This is a genomic window from Pseudoalteromonas sp. JC28, from assembly GCF_013319255.1.
GTDB lineage: Bacteria > Pseudomonadota > Gammaproteobacteria > Enterobacterales > Alteromonadaceae > Pseudoalteromonas.
The window spans coordinates 378726-396059 of record NZ_QOKX01000001.1 but is presented as its reverse complement, the minus strand read 5'-3'; the positions used below and the strand labels follow the sequence as shown (position 1 = coordinate 396059).

Annotated in this window: 15 protein-coding genes; 9 read left to right on the top strand and 6 right to left on the bottom strand. The window is 42.9% G+C overall.

The window, feature by feature from the left end:
* Positions 1-53: 53 nt before the first annotated feature.
* Positions 54-947 carry an HTH-type transcriptional activator IlvY gene (gene ilvY / locus DS891_RS01705; RefSeq protein ID WP_010605095.1) on the bottom strand — a complete coding sequence of 298 codons (894 nt, stop codon included), beginning with the start codon at positions 945-947 and terminating at the stop codon, positions 54-56.
* 105 nt (positions 948-1052) lie between these two features.
* Here ilvY and ilvC point away from each other — a divergent pair, with 105 nt between their 5' ends.
* The 4 genes from ilvC to DS891_RS01685 all read left to right on the top strand — a co-directional run bounded on the left by ilvC (position 1053) and on the right by DS891_RS01685 (position 7039).
* Positions 1053-2525 carry a ketol-acid reductoisomerase gene (ilvC, locus tag DS891_RS01700; protein ID WP_174168681.1) on the top strand — a complete coding sequence of 491 codons (1473 nt, stop codon included), beginning with the start codon at positions 1053-1055 and terminating at the stop codon, positions 2523-2525.
* Between the two features lie 270 nt (positions 2526-2795).
* Positions 2796-4697 carry a methyl-accepting chemotaxis protein gene (locus DS891_RS01695; protein WP_102057017.1) on the top strand — a complete coding sequence of 634 codons (1902 nt, stop codon included), beginning with the start codon at positions 2796-2798 and terminating at the stop codon, positions 4695-4697.
* A gap of 195 nt (positions 4698-4892) precedes the next feature.
* Positions 4893-6095 carry a tetratricopeptide repeat protein gene (locus tag DS891_RS01690; protein ID WP_174168680.1) on the top strand — a complete coding sequence of 401 codons (1203 nt, stop codon included), beginning with the start codon at positions 4893-4895 and terminating at the stop codon, positions 6093-6095.
* A gap of 8 nt (positions 6096-6103) precedes the next feature.
* Positions 6104-7039: a M20/M25/M40 family metallo-hydrolase gene (locus DS891_RS01685; protein ID WP_174168678.1), complete on the top strand. Its 936-nt coding sequence runs from the start codon at positions 6104-6106 to the stop codon at positions 7037-7039.
* On the opposite strand, the gene DS891_RS01680 is transcribed toward DS891_RS01685, so the two are convergent.
* Positions 6967-7299 carry a GIY-YIG nuclease family protein gene (locus DS891_RS01680; RefSeq protein ID WP_102057019.1) on the bottom strand — a complete coding sequence of 111 codons (333 nt, stop codon included), beginning with the start codon at positions 7297-7299 and terminating at the stop codon, positions 6967-6969. The two genes, DS891_RS01685 and DS891_RS01680, sit on opposite strands and share 73 nt — an antisense overlap.
* Positions 7300-7480: 181 nt before the next feature.
* Here DS891_RS01680 and DS891_RS01675 point away from each other — a divergent pair, with 181 nt between their 5' ends.
* Entirely contained in the window at positions 7481-7840 is a 360-nt protein-coding gene (locus DS891_RS01675; protein ID WP_010605101.1) for an outer membrane protein assembly factor BamE, read from the top strand.
* A gap of 58 nt (positions 7841-7898) precedes the next feature.
* Here DS891_RS01675 and DS891_RS01670 read toward each other — a convergent pair whose 3' ends face one another.
* Complete coding sequence (locus DS891_RS01670; RefSeq protein WP_102057020.1) at positions 7899-8234, bottom strand: RnfH family protein; 336 nt, start codon at positions 8232-8234, stop codon at positions 7899-7901.
* Positions 8234-8668 carry a type II toxin-antitoxin system RatA family toxin gene (locus DS891_RS01665; RefSeq protein ID WP_010605103.1) on the bottom strand — a complete coding sequence of 145 codons (435 nt, stop codon included), beginning with the start codon at positions 8666-8668 and terminating at the stop codon, positions 8234-8236. The genes DS891_RS01670 and DS891_RS01665 overlap by 1 nt, the downstream gene beginning before the upstream one ends.
* Positions 8669-8809: 141 nt before the next feature.
* On the opposite strand from DS891_RS01665, the gene smpB reads away from it, so the two are divergent.
* Positions 8810-9292 (top strand): SsrA-binding protein SmpB, encoded by a 483-nt coding sequence (gene smpB / locus DS891_RS01660; protein WP_010379116.1) that lies wholly within the window; start codon positions 8810-8812, stop codon positions 9290-9292.
* An 82-nt stretch (positions 9293-9374) separates the two neighbouring features.
* Here the strand turns inward: smpB and fabB are convergent, their stop codons facing one another.
* On the bottom strand, positions 9375-10589 hold the full coding sequence (gene fabB / locus DS891_RS01655) for a beta-ketoacyl-ACP synthase I (RefSeq protein ID WP_174168676.1): 1215 nt from the start codon (positions 10587-10589) through the stop codon (positions 9375-9377).
* A 176-nt stretch (positions 10590-10765) separates the two neighbouring features.
* Here fabB and mnmC point away from each other — a divergent pair, with 176 nt between their 5' ends.
* On the top strand, positions 10766-12751 hold the full coding sequence (mnmC, locus tag DS891_RS01650; protein ID WP_174168674.1) for a bifunctional tRNA (5-methylaminomethyl-2-thiouridine)(34)-methyltransferase MnmD/FAD-dependent 5-carboxymethylaminomethyl-2-thiouridine(34) oxidoreductase MnmC: 1986 nt from the start codon (positions 10766-10768) through the stop codon (positions 12749-12751).
* Positions 12752-12832: 81 nt separating this feature from the next.
* Here the strand turns inward: mnmC and DS891_RS01645 are convergent, their stop codons facing one another.
* Positions 12833-14323 (bottom strand): DUF3612 domain-containing protein, encoded by a 1491-nt coding sequence (locus tag DS891_RS01645; protein WP_102057024.1) that lies wholly within the window; start codon positions 14321-14323, stop codon positions 12833-12835.
* Positions 14324-14468: 145 nt separating this feature from the next.
* Between DS891_RS01645 and DS891_RS01640 the strand changes: the two genes are divergently transcribed.
* Positions 14469-14957: a malate synthase gene (locus DS891_RS01640; protein ID WP_174168672.1), complete on the top strand. Its 489-nt coding sequence runs from the start codon at positions 14469-14471 to the stop codon at positions 14955-14957.
* 94 nt (positions 14958-15051) lie between these two features.
* Positions 15052-17238 carry a cation:dicarboxylase symporter family transporter gene (locus tag DS891_RS01635; RefSeq protein WP_174168671.1) on the top strand — a complete coding sequence of 729 codons (2187 nt, stop codon included), beginning with the start codon at positions 15052-15054 and terminating at the stop codon, positions 17236-17238.
* Positions 17239-17334 lie beyond the last annotated feature (96 nt).

Genomic DNA, 17334 nt, shown 5'->3' with positions numbered 1-17334 from the left:
CATTCATTCAACATGGATGAACACAGTGTAGTCACGCAACCTGAATGGATGCTTTACAGCGTAAATAATCCTTTTGCCGTATCCCAAAGTGCTTTAACAACTGGGTCATATAACCGTTTATTCTTAGTTACAAGTCCAATTTCAATCTCGTCCGATCTAAGCTGCAAAAGCTGAACTTGATTCTTAAATGGACTTTGACTAATTACTATCTCGGGGACACACGCAATACCAAACCCTAAACTCGCAAGCGCAACCATAGCTTCATGGCCCGAAACATGCGCATAGACTTTAGGAACAAAATTGTGTTTTTTGCAAAAGTTATCGATTCGATCTTTTAACACACCTTGCTCTGGCATAATAAAAGACAGCCTCTGCCACGGCATTTCACTATGACTGTATTCATCAATAATAGACTTAAGCGGACAGTCCATCGTTGGACCAATGAACACCAATCTCGAACGGCCGATTGGCAAATACTCTATACCGTTCGGTAGATGTTTTGGCTTCACCGCGACCGCAACATCTTCCTTACCACTAGCCACTTCTGCTATTGAATGCGCGGGATCACCAGTAATAAGATTTAACTCTACTTGCGGGTATAGGTGGCGAAACTTGGAAAAAAGATCATAAATAAAACTGTAAGTCGCGGTCACTGAACAAAATAAACTCAACTCACCGGTCAAAGGCTTATCATCGTCAACACATTCGCTCTTAAACTGCCGCCAGCTTGCCAACGTCGCTTGCGCGTAATGAACAAACGCTTTGCCTTGCTGAGTCAGCTCAACGGTGCGATTATCTCGTAGGAATAAAGGCGCGCCAACTTCCTCTTCTAACTGTTTGATTTGACGACTTAATGTCGGAGGACTTACAAAACAGCGCTCACTCGCTCGGGAAAAGTGCAGCGTATCTGCAAGTGCCAAAAAATATTTAAGTTGTTTGTGATTCATAGTATTTCACCTTTTGAAACACTATAGTTCAAATATATCATTTTACGCAATCAAAAGTTCGCCCTACTCTGACTTCAATCTATTTCTACAGAATCAGGAAATATCATGTCGAATTACTTTAATACTTTATCTTTACGTGAGCAATTAGCTCAGCTTTCTCAATGTGAATTCATGGATCCAAAAGAATTCGAACAAGGTGTCGACGTTCTGATTGGTAAAAAGCTGGTCATTGTTGGTTGCGGTGCACAAGGCTTGAACCAAGGTCTAAACTTAAGAGATTCTGGCTTGAACGTCAGTTACGCACTACGTCCTTCAGCAATTGAAGAAAAACGTCAATCGTTTCTTAATGCATCTGAAAACGGCTTTATTGTTGGCACTTATGAAGAACTCATTCCTGAAGCGGATTTGGTCCTAAACTTAACGCCTGACAAACAACATACTTCAGTTGTAAACGCAGTAATGCCGTTAATGAAAAAAGGCGCAACACTTGCTTATTCTCACGGCTTTAATATCGTCGAAGAAGGTATGCAAGTGCGTGAAGACATCACCGTAATCATGGTTGCACCAAAATGTCCTGGCACAGAAGTACGTGAAGAGTACAAGCGCGGCTTTGGTGTACCTACGCTGATTGCAGTTCACCCTGAAAACGACCCAGAGGGTAAAGGTCTCGCGCAAGCTAAGGCATATGCGGCGGGAACCGGTGGTCATCGTGCTGGCGTATTGCAGTCATCATTTATTGCTGAGGTAAAATCAGATCTAATGGGTGAGCAAACCATCCTATGTGGTATGTTGCAAACTGGCTCACTTCTATGCTTTGACAAAATGGTAGAAGAAGGCATTGAACCTGGATATGCATCAAAACTCGTACAATATGGCTGGGAGATCATCACTGAAGCGCTAAAACACGGTGGTATCACCAATATGATGGACAGACTGTCTAACCCCGCTAAGTTACGCGCATTTGAACTGAGCGAGCAACTAAAAGACATTATGCGCCCGCTTTATAACAAGCATATGGACGACATCATCAGTGGTGAATTTTCAGAAGGTATGATGGCTGATTGGGCTGAAAACGACAATAAATTGCTTACATGGCGTGCAGAAACCGCACAAACCGCGTTTGAAAAGCAAGCGAATACGGATGCTGAAATTTCAGAGCAGACTTTCTTCGACCAAGGTATTTTGATGGTTGCTATGGTTAAAGCCGGTGTAGAGCTAGCGTTCGAAACCATGACAGCAGCTGGCATTATTGATGAATCTGCTTACTACGAATCACTACACGAAACGCCGCTAATCGCGAACACCATTGCGCGCAAAAAGCTGTTCGAGATGAACCGTACTATTTCAGACACCGCAGAATATGGTTGCTACCTGTATAATCACGCATGTCTACCACTATTGAAGCCATTTATGAAATCAATCACAAAACGTGAGATTGGTGAAGGCTTGTTAGACAGTGACAATTATGCTGACAACCAAAAGCTCATCGCTGTAAACCGTGCGATCCGTAACCATCCGGTAGAAAAAATAGGTGAAATCCTTCGCGGTTACATGTCAGATATGAAAAAGATTGTTTAGTAAGTAGAAATAAATTTGCGTCAATAATATAGCAAACTAGTTCGCTTGTTAGTAACCAAGGCCACTTTCCACCCTGAGATTGTGGCCTTTTATCTCTATTTCTCAACATAACCACCCATTTAACTCAAATACAGTTAACACTAAATACTGAGATTAACTTTATTTTATAAACCAAAATTATTTTTTTGTGACTTGGATTGTTACTTGTTCCGAGCTGGTTATTTACTATGCTAGAATAATCGGTTCCACGGGATTACACACACAAATCGAATGCAAAACACAGGTTTAACAATTACTCAAAGAATTACCCTTTTGGGTAGTCTCATTGCGATTGCTGTCGCTTGTTTAATCGGGTTTACCTCGCTTTACAGCGCCAAAACGCTCATTAATGAACGCATGATGCAATCTGAATTGCCAAGCAAGATAGAAAGTATCAATAAATCATTAAGCAAGCAGATAGACACGTTGAAAAATGCAGCCGAACAGCTTTCAAGCAATTTATTAATCACCCAAAGTGCCAAGCAAAATACTTTGGATGAAAAACTTCTTGTCAACGAACTCAAGCGTATTGCGGCGCAGTATGACTTAGTTACGGCTTCTTGGGCTAACCGCGAAACCAATCAATATTGGAATCAAAACGGCTTTCTGCGAGTACTAAATAGAGAGCAGGATGGTTGGTTTTTCGGCTTTACCACTAGTGGCTCGCCATACTCTATTAGTATCTATCAAGAAGCGCCGGGCGATGTAAAAATGTTTGTAAACCATCAACAACTAAGCGGTGTTGGTTTAGCTGGACTTGCGAAAAGTATTGATGATATGCAGGCGATGCTTGCTAATATGAAAATCGAGCAAAGTGGCTTTGTTTTCGTCATTAATAGGCAAGGTACGGTGCAATTGCACCCAGATGCAAGCAAAGTCGCAAAGTCCTCAATTGAAGACTTTTACGGCCAGCACAGTCGCGATTTTACCTCCACACGTGGATTTGTCGTTAAAGAGTTGGAAGTGGGTGGCGAAACCAATTTAGTTGCAGCGAGCCCAATTCCAAACACAGATTTGCTTGTTATTGCCCAAGTGCCAACCAGTGAAATCAATAGTGGGATCACTTCTTTGCAGTGGCAAATCATTGGTTTTTCGATAGTGATTGCGCTAGTGGCGAGCTTTTTTAGTATGCTACTGGCTAAGAACTTAAGCGCGCCACTTAAAAAGATGGCAGATTTATTTGAACAGCTTGGTAGCGGTGACGCAAAACTCAATTATCGTTTACCAGACTCAGCACAACCTGAACTTCATGCTTTGGCTGGCGGCTTCAACCAGTTTATGGCTAAGATCGAAGAAGCTATCCACATGGTTGCGGAAGAGAGCCGTTCAATTCGCGTGACGAGCGAAGCCGTGTTTAAACAGAGCCAGCAAAACTCTCAGTCTCTGGATGAACAAAAGTCTCAAACCATGTCTGTTGCCGCGGCAATCAATGAAATGGGTGCGACAGTACAAGAGATAGCGAGCAGCGCGACCAACACGGCAAAATTGACAGAAGAAAGTAAAGCGTCAACCAAGCGCAGCCGTCAAGGTGTGCAAGAAAGCCAAGAAACACTTCACTTGCTTGCAGGTGACATCGAAAATATGGCAGGTCAAGTCGCTACGTTGGCCGATAAAACCCAGTCAATTGCCAATATCGTTGATGTGATCAGAGGCATATCTGAACAAACCAACTTGCTTGCACTCAATGCAGCGATTGAGTCTGCGCGAGCGGGTGAGCACGGTCGTGGGTTTGCCGTTGTTGCAGATGAGGTGAGAGCACTTGCGAGTCGTACATCACAATCTACCGACGAGATCCAAGCAACGATATCTGAATTAACTCAGGTGTCTGGCGCTGTCGTAAACCAAATCCAACAATCCAGTGAACAAGCAGAGCAAAGTGTTCAAACGATGCAATCGTCAGTGGAGTTAATGTTGGAAATCTCGGAAACCGCAAATCAAATAAATGACATGACCGCGCTTATCGCAACAGCGACAGAAGAGCAAAGTAATGTCGTTGCGGACGTCGGCCGCAACATCGAGCAAATTAGCGAAATTAGCGATGCCGTGATGAACGAGCAACTTGACACGGAACAAGCAATTCAGCGTCTTGCTGCATCAGCAAAAGCGCTTGATGATCTCGTCGCGAGCTTTTAACCTCTGCTCAACTCTAAAGTAAGCCTGCATGTTTCCTTGTAGGCTTACCCTTTCAAATTGTCTCTTTGTTACATGGTGTAACAATCACACCGCGCAAATTTTGCAATTATGGTCTAAATTCAATAATAGTAAGGGTCAAAGGTAAGCAATTAAGCCATAACTAAAAGTCAGCCGAATGCCCAATCTGGAGGTTGTATGAAGATAGTAATTCAGTTCTCTATTATTGTGCTTAGCATTATTTTACTTAGTGCTTGTAATAGCACTCCCAAAGCGACGATTGATAGATCAATTCTTAATGCAAATCACCAATTTACTGTTCACAAAGTTGAGTCGTATTCTGACGTCTTTCAACTCAATAACCAAATTCGCATTAAATTAGAACAATACTTTCACAACGGAGAGATAGGCCTTAAACGTGCTAAAATGCTGATGAGATTTTTGGTAAGTAGTGGAGATGATTCACTTTCTTACCTTTCAGGTGCAAATTTAACTGCAAATCAAGCATTTAATAATATGAACGCGAACTGCTTGTCCTTGTCTATACTAACTCACGCTATTGCTAAGCAGCTAGGCTTACGCAGCCAATTTCAACAAGTACACATACCTGAATATTGGGATGAGAGCCAAGGCTATAGCCTGCTAACAGGCCACGTCAACATCAAAATTTTTGAAGTAGATAACACACAGGACTCAGTTAAAACTTTATATGTTAAACCAACTGCGGTCACTGTTGATTTTGATCCTAATAGCCGCTCTCAACACTTTAGTACTTCACCAATTAGTACAAATACTATCTTATCTATGTTCTATAACAACAAAGGAGCAATGGAAATGATTAGTGGTAACTTAGATATGGCATATAGCTACTACAAGGCAGCCGTAGAAAGTGATCCCTATCATGACGGCGCCTGGGGGAACCTCGGTATTTTATACCGTATAACAAACCAGTACGACCTCGCCGAGCGAGCCTATAATCAGGCCATTGCCATTAACCACGATAATCGAAATGCACTAAGTAACCTTGCTAAACTCTACCACCTGACGGAACGAGATCATGAAGCTGGCATTATTGAAGCAAATATCCATAATTTGAGAAAAAGCAACCCTTATTACATGTTGGTATTAGGGAACGAAGCCTTTAAACAAGGAGAGTTAAATCGCGCTAAGCATTTTTATCAAAAAGCTTATCAACTTGATCGCAACGTTCATGGTAGCTACTTTGGGCTGGCAAAAGTTGCCTATGAGCAAGGCGATAGAAAAAAAGCGGAGTATTACCTCAACAAGGCATACAAAGCTTCTGTCTTCGAACACGACAAAGCGCGCTACGAAGGCAAACTGGCCTTATTGAGAGGAGTTGCAAGCAACCAATTGAATTTAACAGACAACGATGAGAGATAACAATAATAATGAAGAAATGTTCTTTCAAGCTAATCGGCATGATGCTGGCCGCGATATGTACCACGAATGTATTGGCTCAGTCGCGACATCAAAGTATTGCTAATGTTGATAATATATTGGTGCAAGATTTACAAGCTCTCACAAGTGCTCGTCACCAAGGCCGTAAAAGTGGTGCTCAATCGCCTAACATCAGTGCCCAATATATTTTTGCTGCTTTTGAGCAATTAGGTGGAAACCCGATCTATCAGCACTTTACCTTTAGAGCAGGTATTTTTAGTAAGGACGCAGGTCACAACGTCACGGCGATTTTACCTTGCACTCAACCTCGATGTGATAAGGCCATCGTTATCAGCGCGCATTACGACCATTTAGGAACCACAGGACAAAGACATTATCCAGGTGCCAATGATAATGCATCTGGCACCGCTGCAATGTTGCACATTGCGAGGCAACTTAGTAAAACAAATCGCGCTCGCGATATATTGTTTGTCGCAACCGATGCAGAAGAGCGCGGCTTACATGGAGCGAAACATTATGCCAAGCACCTTAAACGAGAAGTTGAGCTCAATATCAACCTTGATATGTTAGGAATAAATAACAACAACCGTTTATTTGCATTGTTTTCACCGGGTTTCAAGGAATATAAATCTGAGCTCCAGAACAAGGCGCAATCTTCAGTAAAATTGACCATAGTATCGTCACAACGACAAATTGAGCGTTATATAAATAACCCAAGAGTTGATTGGCACAAAGCAAGCGATCACTACGCCTTTTATCGCCAAGGGATCCCCTATATTTATTTTGGTATGGGTGAAGATAAACATCATCACACCACCAGGGATACACTAGAGAATATGGATCTAAATAAGTATCAGGCAGGGGTTAACCTCATCAATGACTTTATTTTGTCATTAACTCGTTCACCTTTTGACTCTACCAGCTGAATTTTTTGTGCTTTTGTCAGCTGCTTAACATGCCACTCAAGTTTTGCAGCTTGAGATTTAGTACCTGCAGCACATTGAAATTTTAACGTTAAGGGCCCTTTACCTTTTAAATTTTTTGCCCCCTTCCCAGCCTGATGCTGCTCTATGCGCCGCTCTACATTGGTTGTTATTCCTGTGTACCAATGACCAAAGCGCGTTTCTAGGATATATAAGCTCCAAATAGCTTGGTGATCCGTTTTATTGGGCTCGTTAAGTAACATTTTTCCTAGCACTAACAGGCTCTCCTCAAAATCTTATCAATGACTTCTACCACACATGGCAGCTCTTGCAACTTATCTGCGAACTTTTTACACTTAGTGCAGTCCAATTCCGCTAAGAGACTTTACCTTCTCTGTGCAATCGGTATCATGCAAATAACTGATAATAAGGATACACAATTTCATGCTGTCTAATAAAACCCTTTCTGTTTGGCTCAGTGCTGTAGTTATGACGGTATTTATGTCTGGCTGTTCAAGCTGGATTTATCGCATCAACGTGCCACAAGGTAATTTCTTAGAGCAGTCAGATGTAGATAAACTTCGCGTGCAAATGACCAGAGAGCAAGTGCTATATGTGCTAGGTACACCGCTTGCTAAAGATACTTTTAACAACAATATCTGGCATTACCAGTACGTATTTAATATTGATAGAGACTCAGAGGTCAGAAAGTCGTTTAGCGTTTATTTCGAGAATGACAAACTAGTTCGCGTGAGCGGCGACTTCGAAGAGCCGGAAGAATTTAACACCCCTTTAGACTCATAGAGTCAAGGGACACACATTATTTCGTAGTCAAAGGGGAAAGGTATTTCCCCTTTTTTAATTATTCCTTATCTCCTAAAGAGACAGGTCGCCCACCGGTAACTTTGCTTGCACGGCCCTCTTCTTTTGCTTTTTCCGCACGGCGTCTGCGCGCCTCTTTTGGGTCTGCGATTAATGGACGATAGATCTCTATTCTGTCACCGTCACTCACTACTTGATGTAATTTTACTGTGCGATTCCAGATCCCAAGCGTCAAGTCATTCGCATCTATCTCTGGGCATCTTTCTAATATCCCTGACTGTAGTACCGCTTGCTCAGCTGACGTCCCCTCAGGCACATCAACCGACAATGACGTCGCGCTGTCAGGCAATGCAAATACCACTTCAACCTTTATCATCATCTCGCTCCGTAAACAATTTTGGCTCGCTGGGTAAACGCAGATACCATATTCTTGGCCACTTCATTGAATAGCTTGCCAAACGCCATCTCAATTAATTTGCTCGCAAATTCAAACTCTAACTTTAAACTCACCTTACAAGCCTGTTCATCAAGCGCGGTAAACTCCCAGTAGCCGTTTAAAGACTTAAATGGCCCATCAACTAAACACATTTTTACTCGGTTGCCATCAAATTCATTTTTTGTGGTAAACCACTTTTTTAGGCCGGCTTTCGAAATTTCTAGACTCGCGGTCATCCCTTGTTCATCATTGCTGATAACTTTTGCATCTGAGCAATGCGGTAGAAATGCGGGATAAGCGTCAACATCATTGACCAATTCAAACATTTCCTTGGTGCTATACATCACCAAAGCACTTTTTTCTATCTGTGGCATAGACACTCCAAATCTTAATACAAGGATTTTACCAAGGTTTTGCAAATTTATCTTGTTTGCAGCCACTGACTAAGTAAAAATACGTCACATTAATGAAAAAGCGCTGTCTTAAAACAGGATTTATAGGTAGACTAAGCCATTATGGCAAAGAAAAATTCAAGTAAATCAAATAGCAATACCATAGCGCTAAATAAAAAAGCGCGTCATGAGTATTCACTACATGAAAAGTTCGAAGCAGGTATCGAATTACAAGGCTGGGAAGTAAAAAGTATCCGCGCCGGTAAAGTCAATATCTCAGATACTTACATCCATATCAAAAACGGCGAAGCCTATTTGTTGGCCAGTCAAATTCAACCGTTAAATAGTGCTTCTACACATGTGATATGTGATCCGCTTCGTTATCGTAAACTGTTACTAAATAAACGTGAAATCTCACGTCTTATCGGTGCAACCGAGCGTGACGGTTATTCTCTGATAGCCACAGCAATGTACTGGAAAAAGTGCTGGGTAAAACTCGAGTTCTATCTTGCGAAGGGTAAAAAGCAACACGATAAACGTGCTGATATTAAAGACCGTGATTGGTCACGTGATAAAGAACGTTTGATGAAACACAATGTACGTTAATTTATTTTAATATACGAACAGAACGAAAAAAGCAGGCTTAGCCTGCTTTTTTGTGTTTGATATCAAGTTAAGTGTAAAGCGCTTAACCTTTGTACTTTTTCATCACAAGTGTTGCGTTAGTACCACCAAAGCCAAAGCTGTTTGACATCACCGTATTAAGCGGTCCATCACGGCGCTCGGTTACAATGTCTAAACCTTGTGCTTGCTCGTCCAATTCATCAATGTTAATTGATGGTGCGATAAAGTCATTATCTAGCATCAGCAAAGAGTAAATCGCTTCATGCACGCCAGCCGCACCGAGTGCGTGGCCTGTCATTGCTTTAGTTGCACTAATAGCTGGGGAATTATCGCCAAACAATTCTTGAATAGCGCCTAACTCTTTCACGTCACCAACTGGTGTTGAAGTACCGTGCGTGTTTAGGTAGTCAATCGGTACATCAAGACCTTGCATCGCTTGCTTCATACAACGCACAGCGCCTTCACCTGATGGTGCTACCATGTCGTAACCATCTGATGTCGCACCATAGCCAACGATTTCAGCATAAATGTGCGCGCCGCGAGCAAGTGCGTGTTCTAGCTCTTCAACTACCACAATACCGCCACCGCCAGAGATGACGAAACCATCACGATTTGCATCGTACGTACGTGATGCGCGCTCAGGCGTTTCATTGTACTTGGTTGACAACGCACCCATGGCATCGAATTCCATCGCCAATGTCCAGTGTAGCTCTTCACCACCACCAGCAAAGATAACATCTTGTTTGCCTAGTTGAATCTGTTCAACAGCATTGCCAATACAGTGTGCTGATGTTGCACATGCAGAGCTGATTGAGTAGTTCACACCTTTAATTTTAAATGGTGTTGCCAAACACGCAGAAGTCGTGCTTGCCATGGTACGTGGAACCATATAAGGCCCTACACGCTTTACGCCTTTTTCGCGCAGAATATCAGCGGCTTCAACTTGGTACTTAGACGAACCACCACCAGAACCTACGATAAGGCCTGTGCGTTCGTTTGATACTTGCTCTTCTGATAGCCCTGAATCTTCAATTGCTTGCGCCATCGAGATATAAGAAAACGCTGCCGCGTCCCCCATAAAGCGATGTGCCTTACGGTCAACGAGAGATTTTACGTCGATATCTATTTTACCAGACACTTGGCTACGTAGGTTGTAGTCTGCAAATTCTTGGTTAAAAGCAATACCGCTCTTACCTGCTTTTAATGACTCTAAAACTTCTTGCTTGTTGTTGCCGATGCTCGAAACAACACCGATCCCCGTAATAACGGCTCTTCTCATGGGTTTATTCCCTTCGATATTACAAATTATGCGTAGTATACGCTGAATTTTAGCGCCAAGTGGTCAGCTTTCCAGCGTACACATGTACTCTGAACCTAAATAACTAAAAATGCAACCAGACTATTGAGTCGAAAGACAGTAAAATAGTTCCCAAATAGTCGAACATAGAGTCTTTCATGATAAAAAACGCTCAAATACACTTCAACGATGCTGGTACCCCTGTTGCCGATAGTTTTGACGATGTCTATTTTTCCAACGATGATGGATTAGCTGAGTCACATTACGTCTTTTATACTCAGAACCATATCGACGAGCGGTTACAAAATCATGGCAAAGACCGATTTGTCATCGCAGAAACGGGTTTTGGTACTGGATTAAACTTTCTCAACGCTTGGTATCACTTCAACCAGCGTAGCAAAGACGCATGCGTTAACCAACTCCACTTTGTCTCATTTGAGAAATATCCAATCCATATTGATGATTTAGTTAAAGCGCTACAAGCTTGGCCTACGCTTGCCCCGCTCGCCGAAAAACTCTGCCAACAATATCCGATGGCTCTTGAAGGATGCCATCGCCTAGAGTTTGATAATGGTCAAGTGACCTTAGATTTATGGTTTGGTGATATTCACGATAATTTACCACAACTAAGTTTCGAACAAGCCGGATTTGTCGATGCGTGGTTTTTAGATGGCTTTGCTCCGAGTAAAAACCCAGATATGTGGCAACAAAGCTTATTTGATGCCATGGCCAATATGAGCCGAGATAGCGCTACTTTAGCAACATTTACCGCAGCAGGTTTTGTCCGCAGGGGACTACAAGACGCCGGCTTTGGGTGCAAAAAAGTCAAAGGGTTTGGTCGCAAACGCGAAATGGTGGTCGGAACGCTGAGCCGTGCCAATAAAAACTCCAATACTCCAGCGTATTACAGCACCACACCGCGTAAGCTAGAGAGTATCGCTATTATTGGCGGCGGTATTGCCTCAAGTTGTTTGTTGTATCATCTTGGTAAACGTGATCTTGGTGCAACACTTTTTTGTCAAGACGACGCGTTAGCCAAAGGTGCTTCTCACAATCGCCAAGGCGCGCTATATCCAAACCTGCAAGCAGATCACACGCCATCGAGCGAGCTATACGCTCACAGCTTTTTATATGCAAAGCGTCTTTATCAGCATATTGCAAATACAGGATATCACTTCGCACATGATTGGTGTGGCGTACTCTTGCAGTCCGTTAGTGAGGCCAAACGAGCGCAACATCAAAACCTAGCCGAAAAGGCAACTTGGCCACATGATTTAATTCATGCCGTCGACGCCAAGCAGGCTTCAGCTATCGCAAACACCATACTGCCCTACGGTGGACTCTATATTCCAGAGGCCGGTTGGCTAAACCCTGCAGAGGTAACGCAAGCAGTGTTTGATGCAGCTCACGCGTTGAAAGCAGTTTCGACTTATTTTAATACTGACATACAAAAGCTCGAAAAAACCGAGAGCGGCTGGCTGTTACACAGTGAAGATAATACGTTTGGGCCGTTTTCAGATGTATTTGTCTGTGGCGGTGAGCACTCTGACCGATTCGAGCAAACCAAACATGTTCCTTTACACGGCGTCCGCGGTCAGGTCTCTCATGTTGATGCTGGAGAAGAATCACAAAAACTCAATACCGTACTTTGCCATAAAGGGTACTTTACTCCTGCAATGGATGGGCAACATTGTATGGGCGCGACATTTGAAAAAAACAGCAAAAGCCGAGAGGTAAAAGCCGAAGATGATGCAGTTAACCTTGCCCAGCTTGAACGCTTTTACAAAGACACGGAGTTAGCCGCGAGTCTTGGCGAAATCACCTCGGCAAAAGCCGCTGTACGTTGTTGTTTTAACGATCATTTGCCTATGCTTGGTCAAGTCCAGCATAACGATGAGTTTTGCTCGGCCTTTGCCAATTTAAGAAAGGGAAAACACTATGGTTTTGGAAATCCAGCACTACCCTATCAAGGAATTCATATTGTTACCGGTTTTGGCGCACGAGGACTGTGCAGCGCTCCGCTGGTTACTGAGCATTTAGTTGCAACTCTACTTGGCGAAGCAAGACCTTTAAGCGAGCGAGTAAATCAGGCAATCCACCCTGCCAGATTGCTCGTCAGAGATTTAATTAGAAGTAAAATCTAATAATGGCTAAGGCATAACATCACCTAGATCTAGATATTATGCCTTAGCGCTATACGCCCATTACACGGTAGAATTTCAATATCAATTGCTAACGGAGGAGAGCGCATAACAACTAGGCTTTCTCGGGCAGCTTTTTCCTCGAGTACAAATCACCCGAACTGAGCCCTCAAGTCCTCTTTCAATCCACTGGATATTTAAAATCTTGGCAACACGGAGTAATTGGGTTTTCATATGATAGGGCACCACGCTCGCGCCACCATGGCTAATACAAGCTTTTTGTAACTCTCCAATCAAGGCGTCAGCATCAATCCCTTGTGCATTAATAGCAGGATTGAGATCAAGACCTGCGCACAGCACTCTTGGACGATTCGCAACATCAACAATTTTTACTGACTCACAGCAATATAGACGCGGTTTGCCATTGACGTTCAGGATCGAAAGCTGAGCACTGGCACTATTACTATCATCATGAAATTTACGAAATACGGCCCAGTGCTGACACGGATCGGCAACGCTACGCATATTGCCCCAAGGTAAAGGAATGCCATTGCCCCGATACACCGCCTTGAGTTTACCGGCTTGATAAGCATCAAAATAATGCCAATGTGGATAAGGTGAAACCGATGTCATTCTGCGCATTGCGACGGAAGCAGAAATACCAAGTTGCTCATGGACGCGCACATCGTAACCTCGGCTTTCGAGTAACTGCCGAAATGGTGTACGGGGACACAATAAGGCCCCTGCAAAGAAGCTCGATTCAAAATCCTGCCACGCGCTCAAAATATCCTGAGCATTTGGAGTATCATGATCGGGGTTATCGTTACTTTTACGACTTTCTCCAGTAGTGAGTACACATTCTAAACCCTCACTATTGTGAAGCACGGCATGGCCAATATGAACGGCTAAATCGTATTTCATTCTCGCGGGATGTGCGTGCAATGCGCGATTTATAAACACCATGTTTGGCTCTTTGAAATAAGAAGTGATCATCCCCTCTCCGTCAGGCGATGATTGCTCAAACCACTCCACTTTTCGACCTTTTGCTATCAAAATTGCCATGAGATCATCACAGCTGAGATAGAGATTTTTACCTCCCACTTCATCGGCTGCTCGCTCTAAATCAGGAAAGTGGTTTTGATGGTGTTCTTGGTGGGCACGGATCAAAAGGTGCGCAAACTGCCTACCACTGATCCCCGCTTGGGATAGCATTTCTGGGATCGCAATTTGTAATATCTCTTTGGCAAATAGAAAGTTGGGCTCTAAAGCCATCCCCATTATCCCACCGAAATTGCCTTTATCTGGCGCAATCTCCGGCGCTTCAGGTTGACTGTCTAAAAACCACTCAATCGGTTTTTGAAATACATTAGAGAAGTTTTCGAGCATCGCTTCGCTTGGCGTACGCTGGCCTCTTTCAATCATTGACAGGTAGGAAACGGAAGGCGCGCTGGTTGGATCTTGCTTAACACATCGAGCCGATAAATCTTCTAAAGTCAGATGGTTACGCTTTCTTAGATTTCTTATTTTAGTACCCAAAAAGTGAGACTTTCTAATTAAGCTTGCAACTTTTGCCATGATTTCACACCCCATTTTTGTGAAATTCACACTGTGAAATTCTTTTTGTGAAATTATTTGAATATTTAACTTACACTCAAAATGTACACGAAACAACCTGAATATATTTCCCAATTTATGACAACATGAACAAGTGAGGTGGATCATGGCAGCGCAATTACAACCGCATACAGAGCAATCAATTGACGATACAAAAGCGCAACAGTCAATGCTGGCAAAACAGTATCTTGATGAACAATGTCCTTTAGAGTTTGGCTCACACATGGAGGTGACAGACTATGTGGTTTACTACAATCACCTGCTTGCGTTTTTTGCCAACGGCACCCATTGTGGTTTAAAAAATTGTAGCCAATTCGTCGCGCTTTGCGGTCACCGAGAAACGCCTGAGGCTGTTTTGCTAAAACAGGACGATGGCTTACATATTGAAATTACCTTCAATCGCACCGGAATGCTCGGCCAATTTGATAGCGCCCATATCGAAGATATTATCGTCGAAACGCCACTGGCGTCTGTGGTTGGTAAAAAGACTAAAACCCAGCTACAAAAACTATGGATGAGCTTTTATCACGGCGTGCAACAACCAGCAGGAAAAGCCTGTTATCGTGCCAAAAATGGGGATGATTATGAACTTTGAGTAAACACTCGATAATTTGTAATCAAATCGCTCAAACATTCAGTAAGTTTTAAGCTAAGCTAATTAAAATACCGCTCTTTTTTCGACTGAGCACATGACTAAATTGCTTAATTTTCTAAAAAACGTTAACTGGATGCTTTGGGCGCTCATACTTGGCATTTTTGCTGGTTTAGTTTTCGGTGAACGGTTATCATTTTTAAAACCTATCGGTACAGGTTTTGTAAACCTGATGCAAATCACCATTCTCCCCTATATTGTCGTCAGCCTTATCGTGGGTTTAGGCAAATTTAATCCCGAACAGGTTAAAAGTATTCTTGCAAAAGCGGCGCTAGTCATGGTCTCCATTTGGGTGGTAGGTCTTGCTGTGATCTGGTGCTTTATTATGACATTACCAGCGCATGATGCCGGGACCTTTTTCTCCCCGGCACTGGTCGCCGCTGCTCCCGAAGTAGACTTTGTTAAACATTATATTCCCGCTAATCCATTTGCCTCTATGGCGGAAGGTAATGTACCTGCCTTAGTCATATTTTGCATTGCGCTAGGTATGGCGCTTATTTCCAATCAAAAGAAAAACCGTTTACTGGATGTGTTAGAAGTCGTTGGTCAAGGTCTGTCGGTGATTTCCAAGAAGATCATTGCCATCTTCCCTATCGGCATTTTTGCGATGACAGCAAGCACCGCTGGCACCATGAGTGCAGAAGAACTGTCTGAATTGCAAGTATACTGGGTTGTCGTTTTATGTGTCGGCGTGTATTTAATGTTAGTACTACTACCTATGCTTGTTGCCGCACTCACCCCTGTTAAGTATCGCGACCTCATCATGGTTATGCGCAATGCATGGATAACCGCATTTAGTACCGGAAACGTTTTTATTGTATTGCCAGTGATCACCGAGGGGATCAAAGATCATTTACGCAAAATTAAGCAAAGCGACGAAAGCTCTGATCACATCGCAGAGGTGTTAGTGCCTATCGCTTATACCTTCCCGAGTTTAGGAAAGCTTACGACCCTCATTTTTGTCTCTTTTGCAGCATGGCTTACCGGCAACCAAATCGGCATCGAACAAATTCCTAATGTGTCTTTGTCGGCGATGCTAAGTTACTTTGCTAACGTACATATCGCTATTCCCTATTTGCTCGATACCTTGCGTGTCCCGGCTGATACTTATCAGTTATATCTATCAATGTCAGTACTCACCGCAAAGGTGGTTTCACCGACCACTGTGGTGTATATCTTCGCATTTGTATTTTTATGTATTTTCATCAACCGTAGACAATTACACCTAAAACGCGTGCGCTCGGTTTATTATTTAACGCTACTATCTGCACTACTCCCAGCATTTATGTTGTTGAGTTTTACGGCAAATAATTACCTCGGTAAACAAACTAAATCGGCCGATGATGCCATTGCTAATATGGTGATCTCAGATACCGTCCCTGCTCATGTGCTTAGCTATGTCCCTAAAGCATACCAAAGTGGTGAGTTGTCTTTGACGAATATCGATGTGATTAAAAAACGTAACCTGCTGCGTGTCGGATATCTTATCGATAATGTGCCATTTAGTTACTTTAATCAAAAAGACCAGTTAGTGGGTTTTGATGTCAGCCTAGCACATAGGCTCGCATCCGACCTTGGGGTTAAAATCGAGTTTATTCCTTTTAAAAAGCCACAACTGGCAGAGTATCTCAACAAGGGATATTTCGATATTGCAATGTCCGGCCTTGAAATTAATATTGCCGACTTACAAAGCGTGCGCTTTAGTGACAAGGTATTGGAACTGCAACTAGCGCTCTTGGCCAAAGATCATGATTTGAAGAAGTTTGCTGACAAGTCAGCCCTACTTACGCTTGATAAGCTGAATTTAGCTCACGTTGAGTATGCTCCGTTACTCAAACAATTGGCGCAGCAAAACCCTAAGGTAAAAGTATCCGGTATTAACAATTTGCAAAGCTATTTTAAGCACCCAGAAAGATATGACGCCTTAGTGATCAGCGCAGAGGCGGGCTTTGCATGGAGCATGTTCTACCCTGAATTTGGTGTTGTGGTACCGGAAGGGGCGAGTTTGAAATACCCCGTTGGATTTGCCGTCGCCAAGCGTAATCAAGATTTACTGAGTTATGTAAATGCGTGGTTGACTATACAGCATACCAATGGCCGTATTGAAAAAACTTATGATTACTGGATCTTAGGAAAAGGTAGTGTACAAAAGCAAACTCGTTGGTCGTTAATGGATGAACTTGAAATCGACCCTAACACACTTATTGATAAACTAAAGTTCTAATACCAACGGAATAAAAAACGCCGTCAGTTAACACGTTAACTGACGGCAAGTCTACTCACTGGGCGAGCTAGCTTTCAAGCTCACTTTAACCTTAGC